Source organism: Copranaerobaculum intestinale, assembly GCF_009831105.1.
In the GTDB taxonomy this organism is placed as follows: Bacteria; Bacillota_I; Bacilli_A; order Erysipelotrichales; family Erysipelotrichaceae; genus Copranaerobaculum; species Copranaerobaculum intestinale.
Window position 1 is genome coordinate 416,383 of sequence record NZ_WUUQ01000001.1, and the last position, 15,881, is coordinate 432,263.

At 42.4% G+C, this 15,881-nt stretch carries 13 protein-coding genes and 1 other annotated feature; of the genes, 10 read left to right on the forward strand and 3 right to left on the reverse strand.

The genetic code is table 11. The features are described 5' to 3' along the window. Window positions 1-5 precede the first annotated feature (5 nt). From GSF08_RS02075 to GSF08_RS02095, 6 genes are all read left to right on the forward strand, one after another. The gene (locus GSF08_RS02075) at window positions 6-1,676 is read left to right on the forward strand and encodes a formate--tetrahydrofolate ligase (RefSeq protein ID WP_160624216.1); all 1,671 of its coding nucleotides are present in this window, start codon (window positions 6-8) and stop codon (window positions 1,674-1,676) included. 226 nt (window positions 1,677-1,902) lie between these two features. After that, window positions 1,903-2,694: a class I SAM-dependent methyltransferase gene (locus GSF08_RS02080; protein ID WP_160624217.1), complete on the forward strand. Its 792-nt coding sequence runs from the start codon at window positions 1,903-1,905 to the stop codon at window positions 2,692-2,694. A 245-nt stretch (window positions 2,695-2,939) separates the two neighbouring features. Next, window positions 2,940-3,065 carry a hypothetical protein gene (locus GSF08_RS11635; protein ID WP_283809447.1) on the forward strand — a complete coding sequence of 42 codons (126 nt, stop codon included), beginning with the start codon at window positions 2,940-2,942 and terminating at the stop codon, window positions 3,063-3,065. Window positions 3,066-3,074: 9 nt separating this feature from the next. After that, entirely contained in the window at window positions 3,075-4,691 is a 1,617-nt protein-coding gene (locus GSF08_RS02085; protein WP_160624218.1) for an ABC transporter ATP-binding protein, read from the forward strand. Between the two features lie 87 nt (window positions 4,692-4,778). Then, window positions 4,779-5,087, forward strand: coding sequence for a hypothetical protein (locus tag GSF08_RS02090; RefSeq protein WP_160624219.1), 309 nt, complete (start codon window positions 4,779-4,781; stop codon window positions 5,085-5,087). 8 nt (window positions 5,088-5,095) lie between these two features. Further along, entirely contained in the window at window positions 5,096-6,628 is a 1,533-nt protein-coding gene (locus GSF08_RS02095; protein WP_160624220.1) for an RDD family protein, read from the forward strand. Window positions 6,629-6,824: 196 nt separating this feature from the next. Here the strand turns inward: GSF08_RS02095 and GSF08_RS02100 are convergent, their stop codons facing one another. Further along, the gene (locus tag GSF08_RS02100; protein ID WP_160624221.1) at window positions 6,825-7,388 is read right to left on the reverse strand and encodes a hypothetical protein; all 564 of its coding nucleotides are present in this window, start codon (window positions 7,386-7,388) and stop codon (window positions 6,825-6,827) included. A gap of 61 nt (window positions 7,389-7,449) precedes the next feature. Between GSF08_RS02100 and GSF08_RS02105 the strand changes: the two genes are divergently transcribed. The 4 genes from GSF08_RS02105 (at window position 7,450) to GSF08_RS02120 (ending at window position 12,425) form a co-directional block, all read left to right on the forward strand. Then, complete coding sequence (locus tag GSF08_RS02105) at window positions 7,450-7,965, forward strand: RDD family protein (protein ID WP_160624222.1); 516 nt, start codon at window positions 7,450-7,452, stop codon at window positions 7,963-7,965. Between the two features lie 39 nt (window positions 7,966-8,004). Continuing rightward, window positions 8,005-8,209, forward strand: a binding site (T-box leader). A 31-nt stretch (window positions 8,210-8,240) separates the two neighbouring features. After that, window positions 8,241-10,223, forward strand: coding sequence for a methionine--tRNA ligase (gene metG / locus GSF08_RS02110; RefSeq protein ID WP_160624223.1), 1,983 nt, complete (start codon window positions 8,241-8,243; stop codon window positions 10,221-10,223). A 21-nt stretch (window positions 10,224-10,244) separates the two neighbouring features. Further along, window positions 10,245-10,445, forward strand: coding sequence for a hypothetical protein (locus GSF08_RS02115; RefSeq protein ID WP_160624224.1), 201 nt, complete (start codon window positions 10,245-10,247; stop codon window positions 10,443-10,445). Between the two features lie 165 nt (window positions 10,446-10,610). Then, complete coding sequence (locus GSF08_RS02120) at window positions 10,611-12,425, forward strand: sensor domain-containing diguanylate cyclase (RefSeq protein ID WP_160624225.1); 1,815 nt, start codon at window positions 10,611-10,613, stop codon at window positions 12,423-12,425. A 92-nt stretch (window positions 12,426-12,517) separates the two neighbouring features. On the opposite strand, the gene GSF08_RS02125 is transcribed toward GSF08_RS02120, so the two are convergent. Next, window positions 12,518-14,092: a MutS-related protein gene (locus GSF08_RS02125; protein ID WP_160624226.1), complete on the reverse strand. Its 1,575-nt coding sequence runs from the start codon at window positions 14,090-14,092 to the stop codon at window positions 12,518-12,520. Further along, on the reverse strand, window positions 14,082-15,758 hold the full coding sequence (locus tag GSF08_RS02130; RefSeq protein WP_160624227.1) for a MutS-related protein: 1,677 nt from the start codon (window positions 15,756-15,758) through the stop codon (window positions 14,082-14,084). Before GSF08_RS02130 ends, GSF08_RS02125 begins: the two co-directional genes overlap by 11 nt. Window positions 15,759-15,881 lie beyond the last annotated feature (123 nt).

Consider the following 15,881-nt stretch of genomic DNA (forward strand, 5'->3'; position numbering starts at 1 on the left):
AGGCTATGTATAAGACCGATTTAGAAATCGCTCAGGCATGTAAAATGCAAAACATCAGTGAAGTCGCAAAACGAATCGAGATTGAGGAAGATGATCTTGAACATTATGGAAAATACAAGGCAAAGCTGTCTTTGGATATTTTAAAGAAGCGTGAATCACAGCCGGATGGAAAACTGATTCTGGTGACGGCAATCAATCCGACCAAAGCCGGTGAAGGGAAGTCCACTACAACGGTGGGACTTGGCGACGCTTTAAACCGGATCAATAAGAAAACCGTGATCGCGCTGCGGGAGCCTTCTTTGGGTCCGGTGTTTGGACTGAAAGGCGGTGCTGCCGGAGGCGGTTATGCACAGGTTGTGCCAATGGAAGATTTGAATTTGCACTTCACCGGAGATATGCATGCGATCACAACCGCTAATAATTTAATTTCCGCTTGTATTGACAATCACATCCATCAGGGAAATGAGCTTCAGATCGATCTGGAAAAGATCACATGGAAACGTTGCCTGGATATGAATGATCGGGCGCTGCGCCAGATTGAAGTCGGTTTAGGACCGAAAAGCAATGGCGTAGAACGCAAAGATGGATTCAATATTACAGTTGCCAGTGAAGTCATGGCGGTGCTTTGTTTATCCACCTCTTTGATGGATTTAAAACAGCGCTTGGGCAGTATGCTGATCGCTTATAATACTGCAGGGGAACCTCTGTATGTACGCGATCTGAAAATTGAGGGTGCGTTGGCCATGGTCATGAAGGATGCGGTGAAGCCAAACTTGGTACAAACGCTGGAGCATAATCCGGTCATTGTACACGGCGGTCCATTTGCGAACATCGCCCATGGATGCAATTCGATTCTTGCGACAAAGACCGCATTGAAGCTTGGTGATTATGTTGTTACCGAAGCTGGGTTCGGTGCCGATTTAGGCGCTGAGAAATTTCTGGATATCAAATGCCGGTTTGCCGGTCTGAAACCTAATGCAGTTGTAATCGTAGCGACGATAAGAGCCTTGAAACAGCATGGCGGTGTAGCATTTGATGATCTGAAACAGGAAAATGTAGAAGCGATGCTGAATGGCTGTGCTAACCTTGCGAAGCACATTGATACGGTAAAGCATTTCGGACTGCCTTATGTTGTCGCAATCAATGAATTTGTCAGTGATACCGCGGCTGAGGTGATGGCACTGGAAAACTGGTGTGAAGAAAATCATCATCCGATGGCACTTTCTCAGGTTTGGGAAAAAGGCGGAGCCGGCGGTATTGCCCTGGCTGAGAAAATTGTTGAGGTTTGTGAGCAGCCGAATCAATATCATCCAATCTATGAAGTGGAAGCTTCGATCGAAGATAAAATTGCGGTAATTGCGAAAACTTGTTATGGGGCGGCTCATGTTGAATACAGTGAGCTTGCGAAAGCACAGATTGCCACATATAACCGACTAGGGTGGAATAAAACACCGATTTGCATGGCAAAGACACCAACCTCCCTGACTGATCAGGATAAGATTTACGGAGCGCCTAAGGATTTCACAATCACGGTGAGAGAATTCCGGCCATCGCTGGGAGCCGGCTTCATCGTAGCACTGACGGGCAATGTTTTGACAATGCCGGGATTGCCGAAGGCACCGGCTGCGCTTAAGATGGATATTGATGAGGCAGGGAATATCAAAGGATTATTCTAAGAAGCGGTTTTTCGCTTCTTTTTTAGATAAAAAATATATGATATTATGAAGAAGTAATTGGTGAATGTTCAAGCATAAGGAAGAACAGATACAGATATCGATTACGAGAATCGAGAAGTGATGAACAGCAGTATGCAGTGAACGAAGGATACTAAGGTACTGGATATCCGCTATTATGAGTGCTGGAATCATGAAAACCATGTAGAAGTATAAAAGGAGAAACACGATGGATTATATACAAGGAAATAAGGAGGCTTGGGAAGAGGCCTTTGAACATCGTCACGAGGGTTGGGGTGAAGAAAATGCGCAGCGTTTATTAACCGAAGAACTGCCGTTCTTTCAGAATGACATGATAACTGAATTGAAAAAGCTGGAATTTAAAAATAAAACCGTTGCCCAGTTCTGTTGTAACAACGGCCGGGAGCTTTTGTCGCTGATGCAGCTTGGAGTGAAGCAGGGATATGGATTTGATATTGCGGAAAATATCATTCAGCAGGCGCGTGATACAGCTGACCAGGCAGGTATCAAAAATTGTGAATTTCAGGCATGTAGTATTTTGGATATTCCAGAAGCTTATCATAATAAATTTGATTATGTTTTATTTACGATCGGTGCGATTACCTGGTTTGAGGATTTGAATCTGCTGTTTGAAAAAACAGCGAAATGTTTGAAGCCGGGTGGATTGCTGATAATTCATGATTTTCATCCGATCATGAATAGCTTGCCGATGCCGGGTGAACCTGAATTTGATCAAAATCATCTGGACCGTTTTGTATACTCGTATTTTCGTAAGGAGCCTTGGATTGAAAATGAAGGGATGGGCTATATGTCAAAGACGTACACATCCAAGACGTTCATCAGCTTTACACACACGATGTCTGCGATCATGAATGCTGTCAGCGATGTAGGTATGTATGTAACAAAGCTGAATGAATATGACTATGATATAGGTTTAACTGATGTATATGACGGATGCGGCTTACCGCTGTCCTATCTGCTGTTTGCGAAAAAAGCATAAGTAAATGTAATCAAAAACTCTGTACGCTGCACGCGGCAGAGTTTTTCTTTTGGATCAAAGAAAGGAGAAGCAAGTGTTCTCAATTACCTATCTTGAAGCGATCGTACGCGGGGACGGAACCGGTTTTGCTTAAAGCTAATGTGAAAAAAATAAAAATTAACAGAAACCTCTTTACAATAAAACAATGTTATGTTATATAATATACATGAAGAACAAAACATTGTTCTATAAAGGAGAAAGATCATATGAAAAAAGGAAATACTGCCAAGTCGGCAGAACATGTATATAACACAAAAAAGCTTCATGATCAGATTTGGAAAGAACAGCTGCATTATTCTCATGGACTTAGCACGCTGTACCTTCCTCGATAGGTGAGCAATATGCAATATTACATTTACCGTCATAAGCTGCCCTTATTGATCAGCAGTTTGTGCTACCTTGTATCTGCCGGGCTGGAAGTTTTATTTGCCTTTTATTTAGGTGACATGATCGACTATATATTAAAAGGACAGGAAGCTAATTTGTACTGGGCCTCCCTGCAGGTAGTGCTGGCAGTTGTCGGTACCCTGCTTACACTGATCATCGCTACCTATACGAAACGTGTGTTTGTGGAGAAAGTGATGACTCATGTGAAGAAAGATATAGCCGCTAAGCTCTTTCGTGTTCCATATGCGGCCTTTGAAGCAGAAGATAATGCTTACTATTTGAATCTCTTGTCTAATGATATGAATCTTTTGGATGATGAGTACTTGAAATATATGACGATGATTGCGATGCATGCTTCACAGTTTATTTTAGCCTTAGGGGCACTGCTTTCTATTAATGTATTTTTAACGATTTGCTTTGCCCTGCTTCTGCTTCTTCCGATCTCTGTTCCAATGTTATTCTCAAAGCGGCTTCAGCGTAATAAAGAACATTTGAGTGAAGATAATGAAGCTTATACATTTTGTGTAAAGGAAATGATTGAAGGCTATGAATGTATCCGTACCAATAATATTGCGGCAAAATTTTTAAACCGCTTTGATCGTGATACCAAACAGCGAGAAGCGAGCCGACGTCGTTCAACTGCGCTGGAAATGAACAGCTTTAATACTTCCGGAATGCTGGGCGCCATATCCCAATGTCTTTGCTTTCTGATTGGGGGTCTCTTGGTTATCCGCGGCGAGCTGACAGCGGGTATGCTGATGACAGCCGTTCAGCTGCTGAATTATGTAGTAAATCCGATTGCCAGCTTTTCCGAAATACTCACTTATATGAAAGGTGCAAAACCGATCATTGATAAAGTACAGACGTTCCTGCATCAAAATGAGGAGCGTGAAGACAAGCAGCAGTCTCTGGATCTGGCCGATGAATGGAATCTCTCTTATCAAAATGTGTCTTTCGGATATACCGAACGGCCGGTCATTGAAAACTTTAGTGATACCTTCAGTGCCGGTCAGAAATATGCCATCATCGGCACCAGCGGCTGCGGTAAATCAACCGTTACTCGTCTGCTGATGCAGTATTATCAAGATTATCAAGGAACCATTCAAATCGGTCATCAGTCAGCTTCCAGAATTCGTAAGCAGGATATCTATGATCTGATTTCAGTTGTTCACCAGAATACCTTTATTTTCAATGACACAATTTTAAACAATATCACAATGTACCGTGATTATGATGAACAGCTGGTACAGAGCGTGATTGATAAAGTAAATTTGACAGAACTCATGAAGGCCCATGGCAATGAACCGATCGGGGATTTCGGACGAAGCATTTCCGGAGGTGAAAAGCAGCGCATTGCGATTGCCCGCGCCTTACTGAAGCAGTCCAGAGTGATTATCTTTGATGAAGCATGTGCTTCTCTTGATCCCAATAATGCACATATGATCAATGATCTAATCTTCTCATTGCAGGATATTCTGTGTATTGTGGTAACCCATGACTGGACACCGGCATTCCTTGAGCGTTTCCATCGAGTGATAAAGATGGATCAGGCTTGTCAGTCCATTGCGTAAAGAGAAAGCGGCGCTGCCGCTTTTTTTATGCGGAGGCAGACAGAAAGCAGAACTTTGTAGTATAATGATAAACAGGAGCGTGGTAGTGTGCCGAAAATTATGAAGTGTCCGTCCTGCGGATCAGATATCAAAGCTTCTTTTGTCAAAGGCGCAGTCCATCTTCGCTGTAAAAACTGTGAAGCAAAGTATGAAATGACCCAGAGCAGTGTGAAAAAGCATATGGCTGTACCGCTGCTTTCGGTAGGAATCAGCGTTGCTCTCAGCATGCAGATCTTTCCCCGTGATAATATCGATTTGAAATTTTTGTTTATCGTTGGTCTGTCCTTTCTGCTGGCGATGATCGCGGATTGTCTGCTGGTACGGTTTGGTATCATCACATATGAAAAAGAGAATTGAGGTGCTTTATGGAAAATTCAGGAATTGATAACTATACATGGAAAGAGATTCTGACGATCTTCTTTAAACAGCGTTCTCGTCATTATGAAAAAGAGGGACGCTATTTTATCTCAAGAGTAACTTATAAAGATATCGGAAAACGTTTTGTCAGTGTACTGATCGACTGTTCCGTGATGTTTTTTCCGATCTATCTGTGGCTGATTGTCGTTTTATTGATTTTTTCTGATATTCTTCCGGCTTCCCTTTTGCCGGTCGTACAGATTATCGAGCTGGGTCTGATGATTGTATCCCTGCTGTTTTTCTATCCGCTGATGGTGGTGAAAATGAACGGTGAATCACTTGGTCGATATATGTGTAATTTTAAAATTGTGCGTAGAGATGGTCATGAAGCCAGCGGTAAAGTCCTCTATCTGCGTGAGGCAATCGGTAAAGGCCTTCCGATCTTTGTTTTGAGTATACTGCTGGGAGCGCTTGGTGTGTTCATCTGGCCTGCAGTTAATCTGCTGGTTATGCTGGTCGATCCCAATCATCGCAGCCTGGCTGATTTTTTCTTGGGAACACGTCCGGTTGTCTTGCTGGAGGTTCCCGCAAATGCGAAGATCAAGCAGGTAAAGGAAGCGATCAGACAGCCGGAGTCGCTGCTGAAAAAGAGCGTCAACAAAGTGGATCTCCACATGCATACTACCTTTAGTGATGACGGCGAATTCAATGTTGAGGAAATTTTTCAGTTGGCAAAGCGCCGTGGTGTAGAAACGATATCGATCACCGATCACAATAGCGCTAAGGCAAATGTGATTGCGGAGCGAATGTCAAAATTATATGATATTCGTTATATACCTGGAATTGAAATCGACTGTGTGTACCATGGCAGGAATATGCATATGCTGGGCTACTACATTGATTATAAGAGTGAAATGTTTGCCAAGATCGAAAATCAGAATCTGAAACGCGAACGTGATGCAAGTATGAAGCGAGTCATGAACTTTGAAGAATACACCGGTATGAAGATCGATGTCGATGCTCTGCTGGCGAACAACCGTTTCCAGACCATTGCCGGCGAACAAATTGCCGAACAGGCAATGAACAACCCAAAATATCGAAACAACCCGTTATTTGATCCATATTTGCACGGAGATCGAAGTGACATGCCTTATGTAAATTTCTATTGGGATTATTTCTCGCAAGGTAAGCCGTGCTATGTTCCGATCCAGTATCCGGATGTGAAAGTAATTATGCAGATGATCAAGGTGACTGGAGGATTATCAGTCATTGCTCATCCTTACTGTAACTTCAAGGATGATATTTCGGTTATCGAGGATTTGTTAGAGCTTGGGGCAGATGGTGTAGAGGTATTCAGTTCTTATCATACCAATCGTCAGATGTCCGAGCTGCTTCAAATTGCCCGGCGGCATGATGCTTATATAACTGCCGGAAGTGATTTCCATGGCAAGGTAAAGCCAAAAATTCAGATCGGTGATACCGGATGTCCGATCGACGGTGAAAAAATCTTGAACCGTTTTCTGCAATTTAAAGAAAAATAATATTAAAAAACTGTGTAAGCGATAGACCTGTTGTCTTTTAACAAGGACGCTATCGAACCTGCACAGTTTTTTATTTTCTAACCATCATATCATTGAGTATTTCTTACTGAATAGTTTAAATCGGATGAATGAAACAGATGTTTTTTCGACAAAATCCTCGCAGAAACCCGATTATTATATGGGTAGGAATGTTTCGTTATTCATCGTCAGGCTGATCCTGCCCGGTAATTGCGTAATGGAAAGCGGCATTGTCTTCGATGATGCGAAATGTTCCATCCTCTCCCTTTTCTAATAACACCGTAACTGTCTGAGTACGCTTATCCGCGTCTTTTAATAACTTTTTTGCTTTCTTCATGACCAGTCCGTTCAGGGTCGCGCTGTCTAGACCAATATTGTTTGGATCAGCGATTACAGCAGCCTGTGCTGCTTGGAGAATGCTTTGGTAATCAGAGTTGGTAATGTTCACTTTTACCGCAGCTCGATGCTTACTGCTGTCATAGCTTTCACCACGAATGGCATATTTTAGATTGGAAAACATCAGTTTTTTTAAATCATCAGCGGTATATCCGGAGGCGGCGAAATTATCTTCATCGTATACTTCACCGGTAATTTCAGCGGCGCCTTTCAGATCCAGCTTGCTTAATTTGGTGAGATAGTCATTGACTGTCTGCATTGCATTATATTCATTGTCCTCGCCGTGACAGCCGACAAGAGTAACGAGCATGAATAAACAGCAGAGAGCGGGTAATAATTTTTTCATGGAGATCCCTCCTTGAGACCATTTTAGCACAACTGATGTTTCAAAAAAAGAGGAGCAAATTATGGAAGAAAAAAAGCAAAGCAATCATTCTCAGAAAATGATGATGATCTTAAATTATGTATATGATATGATCGGTATCCTCATGCCCATCACGCTGTTTATCGATTCTTTCATTTTAGTGTTTGGCAATGTGATATCCTTTACGGTGCTGGAAATCATCATGTACTGGATGTTTCCGGTATTGTTGATATCCCTGTTGGGATTTAACTTGTTTTTGATTATTCGCTATGGCGGTACCTGCGGTAATCTGCTGCTCCATCTATCCTTGTATCAGGAAAATCAGATACCGGCATCAATAACCGTAAAATGTCGGAGAGAGCTGTTGGAAAAGGCAGTTCCGTTTGTGGGACTGTATCTGCTGTTTCATACATTTGGTGTACTGCTGTATTTTTTCTTCTGTATCTTGTTTATCCTCGTCGATCGTCATCATCGCTCCTGGGTGGATGTTCTGCTGCATACCCGACTTTCCGGTAAAGTCCGTATAGAACAAGAAGAGCGCATTGTGATTCAGATTTAGTACTTGTCAACTGCATGAGGATTCTATATAATATAGGCTGTAAAGGTTATGAAGGGAAGAGTAAGATCTATGTGCTTGACAGAGAGTCAGCAGCTGGTGGAAGCTGACAGGCGGCAGGATCAGAAAATGGACCCGGAACTGTTTATCCGATACAGTAGGATAAAACGCACCTCAGCGTTAGCGAGTAAGATGCGTATTTGATTATGCATGAATAAAGGTGGTACCACGAGCTCTCGTCCTTTGCGGGAGCTTTTATTTATATAAGGAGGAATTTTATGAGTGAAAAAGGAAATTATTACATCACAACCGCAATCGCCTATACATCGGGCCGTCCTCATATCGGAAATACATATGAAATTATCCTGACAGACGCAATAGCCAGGTATCGCAGAGAACAGGGATATAATGTATTTTTTCAGACCGGTACCGATGAGCATGGTCAAAAGATCGAGGAAAAGGCAAAAGAAGCAGGAATCACACCAAAACAGTTCGTGGATGATATAGCGGGAAGTATCCGTAAAAATTTTGATATGATGAATACATCCTATGACTATTTTGTCCGTACAACGGATGAGGGTCATGTGAAACAGGTACAGAAAATCTTTAAAAAGCTGTACGATCAGGGTGATATTTACAAAGGTAAATACGAAGGCATGTACTGTACGCCTTGTGAATCCTTCTGGACAGAGAGTCAGCTGATTGATGGGAAATGTCCGGACTGTGGGCGTCCGGTGCAGAAGGCTAGTGAAGAAGCGTATTTCTTCAAAATGAATAAGTATACCGATCGTCTGATCAAACATATTGAGGACAATCCGGAATTCATTCAGCCGGAATCGCGTAAGAACGAAATGCTGAATAACTTTCTGAAGCCGGGGCTTCAGGATTTGTGTGTCAGCCGAACCTCCTTTACTTGGGGTATTCCGGTAGATTTTGATAATAAGCATGTGGTATATGTGTGGATTGATGCGCTGTCCAACTATATCACTTCATTGGGCTATGATGCGGATGGAAATCACGGGGATAATTTTAAGAAATTCTGGCCTGCCGATGTGCATATCATCGGGAAAGATATTTTACGCTTTCACACCATTTATTGGCCGATCATGCTGATGGCTCTTGATCTGCCGCTTCCGAAACAGGTATTCGGACATCCTTGGCTGCTGGTCGGGGACGGCAAAATGTCAAAGTCGAAGGGCAATGCGATTTATGCCGATGAGCTGGTTCATTACTTCGGGGTTGATGCAGTTCGTTATTTCTGCCTGCATGAAATGCCGTTTGCCCAGGATGGGACGATTACCTGGGAATTGATGATTGAACGAATCAATTCTGATCTTGCCAATATATTGGGAAATTTGGTAAGCCGTACGCTGTCTATGCAGAATAAGTATTTTGACGGTGTTGTCAGCAATCCCAAGGCTTATGAGGCTATCGATCAAGAGTTGATTGACATAGCGAAGGATACTGTTAAGCGGGTTGATGAGAAGATGAATGAGCTGAGGGTCGGAGATGCGATTGATGAAATCTTTACCCTGTTACGAAGATCCAATAAGTACATTGATGAAACGACGCCGTGGGCGCTGGGTAAGGATGAATCAAAACAGGATCGTTTGGCAACAGTGCTGTATAATCTGTTGGAAAGTATCCGAATTGCGGCGGTGCTGCTGAAGAGCTTCATTCCGGAAACCGCTGAAAAGATTTTGAAGGAGCTGCATACCAATCAAACGGAACATGAGAGTATTCGTGAATTTGGCGCATTGGAATGTGGTATAATAGTAGAAACGAAGCCGGAAATATTATTTGCCCGTATTGACGCAGCGAAAATGCTGGAACAGATTGAAAGTGATCACAGCCGCGCTGCTGAAGAAAAGGCAAAGGCAGAGGCAAAAAAAGCGAAGGAAACCAAACAGGAGGAAGAAACTATGGCGAAGGATTTGATTAAGATTGATGATTTTGACAAAATTGAATTGAAGATTGGTAAAATTTTAAAATGTGAAAAACATCCGAATGCGGATCGTTTGTTAGTATTTCAGATTGATTTAGGAGAAGAACAGCGCCAGATCGTCTCCAGCATCGCAGAATTCTTTACATGCGAGGAACTGGTTGGCAAAAATGTGGTGGTTGTTACGAACCTGAAGCCGGCTAAATTCCGCGGTTTGGAATCAAACGGCATGCTGCTGTGCGCATCTACACCAAATGATGAACAGCTGGATCTGCTGACGATTGCACGTGATCTGCCGGCTGGGACAAACGTCGATTAAACGTTAGAAAGAGGCGATATTGTGAATAAGATTGTATTACGGAATATAGTGGTTTACATTGTCCTGATCGGAATCGGCTGTTATCTGCTAGTATGTGGTGCATCTCTGTCAAAACAATATCCATATGCGATGCCTGTGATCGGCGGTATTTTGATCGTCATGGGCATATTCAGAATTATCGTTTATCTGAAAATAGTAAAGCATGATGATTTAAATGAGTGATACTTCTATGAGTAACGAAAAGATTTCGCTGATGCGGAGTCTTTTTTTCATAACTTGAAGTCGCGGGAAGCTTAGGAAATCGCAATCCATTTTGATAATTCTATCAGAAAGTAATATAATGATTATGATAATATGAAAAAGCAGAATTTATCTATCGGAGATTATATGAAAAGCAGAAAACGGGAATTTATGATTTTCACTTTCATTATACTTGCGGCAGGAGCCTTGATATGGGGCTCATTGTTTGAGTTTTCCTATCGTGTCAATGCGAAGCTGAAAAAGCACGCTTATCAAACCCTGGAGAATGCGGCAAAGGATCAAAGTGAAGCAGTAAATATGAGAATTGAAGGAAAATTTACACAGCTTAACGCGATGGCAGATTTTCTCAGTGATAAGGCAGGCATCACACTGGAAGAAGTAAAGCAAATACTGACTTCTACGGTTAAGAAAGGGTCTTTCATTCGTATATCGGTGTCAGATATCGACGGGAAAAGCTATAGTACAGATAATCATGAGATTGATGCGAAAAGCAGAGAATATTTCCAAAATGCCATGAAAGGGGAGAACTACATCAGCGATCAGCTGGTTTCACAGGTAGACAAAGAGAAATGCATTATCCTTTCGGTTCCCGTGTACGATCCCAATGATCCTAATAAGATCAACGGTGTGCTGAATGGTGTATTGCATGTGGAATCCATTCATCTTCAGCTCTTCGGTAAGGAAATGGATAATCATGATTATGTGATTTTGACTGATGGTAAAGGCAATGTCATATCCTCAGCTAATAATAAAGGACGTTTGGATCACAACAATATCCTAGTGGATATGAAGCAGTATGATGAAACACAAACAACCGTTTTGAAAAAGCAAATGAAGCTGGGGAAAAGCGGTAATTTCGCATTTGATCTGGCTGGTAAAACCCAATATCTAAATTATACGCCGCTGGGTATTCACGACTGGTATATCTTTACTCTCGTTCCAGAATCTGCGGTGCGTACACAGTTTCGTTTTATCTCTGATCAAGTGTATTTTTTGACGATTAAGCTTTTATCTATATTCCTTTTTCTGCTTGCCTTTTTCACGTTTATGGATCGCCGGCAAACAAAGCGGCTGAAAGAAGAAAAGGAGCGCCTGCGCCTGAGTGATGAACGTTATCGTATCCTGTCTGAAAAGAGCCGAGATATTTTGTTTGAAGCTGATTGTCAAAAAGGTACGATTGAAATCGGTGATAATTATATTGAGATATTTAATGATTTAAACGGTAAATTGATTCATATGGATACGGGAAAGGCATGTATTCCCGAACCCGATTGGCAAAGGCTTCAGCAGGTTTATAAGGAAATGCTGAAAAGCGGACAGGATATTAATATGGATTTTCAGATTCAGTCAAAAGATAAGCAATTTGTATGGATGCGCATTATTGCCAGTGTACTGTACGATGAGCAGGGACAACCAAATCGAATTATCGGTAAGCTGACAAATATCGATGAAGAAAAAAAGAAAAATAATGAATTGGTGAAAAAGGCGGAGCTGGATTCTTTGACCGGTATTTATAACCGCCGTACGGCTGAGATTTCCATTAATCAATATTTAAGAGGAGAAGGTTCCAATGGCTGTCATGCTTTGTTGATCCTGGATGTAGATGATTTTAAAAACATTAATGATACGTGCGGTCATCTGGTCGGAGATCAAACGCTAATTGATCTGGTGGCGAATGTCAGAAGCAATATTCGGAAAAGTGATATTCTCGGACGGATCGGCGGTGACGAATTTGTTGTATTTTTGAAAGATACCGCAAATGATGAGCAGATTTCATCTATTTCAAGAAAAATTTCACAGGCAATACTTAACACGCAAGATATGCCGATTACTATAAGTGTCGGAGCTGCCCGCTACCCTGGTGACGGCATTGATTTTCAACAGCTCTATGGTCATGCGGATTCTGCAATGTATCATGAAAAGCGCCGGAATCGCCGCTGATACAATAATGTGCAAACAAAATAAAACTATCGGTTTGATCCGATAGTTTTATTTTGTTTTCTTGAATAGCTTTCTAAATTTCTAGTCCTTTTTTAAGATGCGATGGTTTCCCATTCGCCTTGCTGTTCAAAATGATTCAAGCGTGATTTTGCCTGTTCGATCAAATCGCTTTGATAGCCCAGAATCTTTAACAGTGAGATCGCGTTGCGGGTTGTGGTAGGGCCGCGGTGAATTTTGTAATCAAACACCATTTTATCTTTTTCCATTTTTTCCGTAAAATGATAATTTTGATAATCCTTTTCCAAAATATGCGTCAGTTCGATATCATGGGTTGCCCCCAGACAAATACAGTTGGACTGGGCAAACTGATGCAAAATGGCTGAGCTGGCAGCGATCCGCTCCAGTGTGTTAGTACCGCGCAGGATCTCATCGACCATGCATAAGGCAGGGATATCATCATGGCAAAGCTCCAGCAGCGAATGAAGCGATTTCACTTCCGCCACAAAGGTGCTTTCATTTTGAAACAGATCGTCGTGAAGCGTCATAGAGGTTGCGATCTTGAAATAGGAAGCGCGATATTGCTTTGCAAATGCAAAATGGAAGGATTGAGCGAAAATCGCATTGATGGCAATCATTTTGAGATAGGTAGATTTTCCCGTCGCATTGGAGCCGGTAATCAAACGATTTTCGTGTATATCCACATGATTGGAAACAGGATTTTCAAGCAATGGATGGATCATATCTGTCGCGTCGATGAAGCGTCCTTCCTCTGATAGCAATACATTGTCAGATGCATGTGCATAATCTTGATAGGAAGCGGCAGCGATACAGGCATCAAGCGTACCAATCGTTTGAAAGATATCACGAACGATATCCTGTCGTTCATAGATTGCTTTAGCGTATTTATCATAGTAAATGGATTCACTTTGAAACAGGAAATTCAGGGTAGAGGAGCTCTTTTCAAAATAATCCAGAGAACGTCTGGCATGTACATCGTGCATGGCTTCGCTGAGTTCTTCCAGATGCTTCTTTAATCCGGGTAATCCGGTGAAAGGTTCAGCGGCCAGCTGATGCACTGTTTCAATATGAGAAAGCATATAAACGAGGGAGTCCATCTCATTCTCGAGCTGTTTATGAAGAATGAAGGATCGAAAAATATTGTAGATCAACAGCACGCCGGCAATGACCGCAAATGGCATCGGCATTAAAAATGCGAAAGCGGCAGATATAAACATACTGTAAACAAGTGCGCGAGAGCGGTACTGACGGGAAGAATTACTGTAATCATGCTGGAACGGCTGTTCTAAATCATCCTCATAGCGTTTGCCGGCTCCATATAAATGATGAATGACTGCATCACGCTCTTCGACTTCGTTACGAGCCCAGTTCATCACAGTCAGCCGATGATGCAGGGATTCATTGGATAAGCAAGGCTGTCTGAGCATACCGTACAGCATGAAATCACCTGCTCCGCTGTAAGTCGCGTTCATATTTCGATAGATTGTATCCAGATCCAGGTCATTCCAAGTAATGTCATCCAGCGTATGCAGGCTTGTATCCAGGAAGGAACGATAATATTTGTGTACAGTTGATATTTCATCATCCTTGATTGGGAAGAGCGGTTCCATTCCAAATCTTCCATCCAGAAACAGAAATTTATTTTTCATATCCGCTCACCTCCCGCAATTTTTTCCAAACCCCGTTGGTTTCATAGTATTGAAGCTGTTCTTCTGCTTGCTTGACAACATTGCGGTCAAAATCCAGTCGGGTAAGCAATGCCAGCGCATTACGGCTGTGTGACGCTCCTTCATGGATATGATAATCAAACTGCATCTGATCATCCTGCAGAGATTCAGTAAAATGACGGTTCTGATAGTGATTAGAAAGGATACGGGTCAGTTCCAGATCGTGGGTAGCTGCCAGACATAACGCTTGGGAACGGCTCAGTGCCATCAGTACTTCACTCGCCGCCGCAATTCGCTCACCGGTGTTAGTACCGCGCAGAATTTCATCGATCATGCATAGAATCGGAATTTCATCGTGTATATGATCGAGGATACGCTTGATTGATTTGATTTCCGCAACGAAATAGCTGTCATTCGTTTCCAGAGAATCCCGCAGTGACATGGATGTATAAATCTGGAAGATGCACGCGCGGTAGGAAGCTGCCAAGGCAAAACCGAAGCTTTGGGCAAAGATGGTATTGATTGCGATCATTTTCAGGTAAGTTGATTTTCCGGACGCGTTAGAGCCGGATATCAAGATATTCTGATGCAGGTCGACATCATTGGGAACGGGATTCTCAAGCAGTGGATGAATCATTGTTTTTGCTTCCAGAATATGATCGCTGACAAATTCTGCCGTACAGGTTTTCGTCAGTGTTTGATAATAGGAAGCCGTGCTGATCAAAGCATCCATCTCACCGATGATCGTAACGGCGGTTTCGATGTTTTTACGATGCTGAAACAGATGATCGCGAAGCCGATAATACGTAAATGCTTCACCAAGCAGTGCATTGCCGATAATCAGCAGAAAGAAACCGTCTCCACTGTGGATATCAGGAAATAAGGAACGCTTGATACTTCCTAATGCTTTTGCGGTTTTCTTCAGTGGGTACTGATCCTGGATAAACGGGGGGAGCGATGCTTTAGAAATTGCCTGCAAAGAGCGGGCATAGCTGTATAGGTATAACGCAGAGTCAAAATCATCTGCCATATTTTTACGTATGGAATTGGCCAGAAAGCAGTTAATGAAGCCGATTAAAAATGCGTAGGTCAGTATCGGCCAGTAAAAGATTCCGGCAATCAGAAAGAATACCGGTAGACCGGCTAGGATGTAGACCAGCGGCTGTGAAATCATTTTGACGTTTTTAGGCTTGGTATACAGTGCATCAATCGCAATTTCACCTCGGCTGTCAGTCTTAATCAGGGCGCTGCGAATCAGATTTCTTCCGGCTTCATCATTCATTGCCCATTCCAGCATCGCATGGCGTTGCGTGATGGCAGCAGGATCGTACAGGGGATTTCTAAGCATATGGTAGAGCGCCTGATCACCAGCCGCACTTAAGCATTGATTCATCTGCTGATAAACAATATCCATATCCAGATCATTCCAGGTGATATCGTCTACTTGGAAGGGTTCATAATGTTCCTGCGTCTGTTCTTTTATAAAGGAAAGCTCGTCTTTACTGAAAGAACCTGAGGAGGAATGTTCGCCCCAATTTTGAAAAACGGCGGTTTGCTGCTGATGCTTGCTCCAGAAATGATAGATGGTATAGATAACCTCTATACCAACCAAAACTCCTAAAGTTACGACTACGGCTGTAAAATCCATAAGATCACCTTCCAATGATAATAGAATAAGGAAATATCTGCGCTCTGTCAACAAGCACCCTGATAAGGAACTGCTTTTCAATGCATAAACCGTTTTTTTCTGGGTATATTTTCTACATAGCAG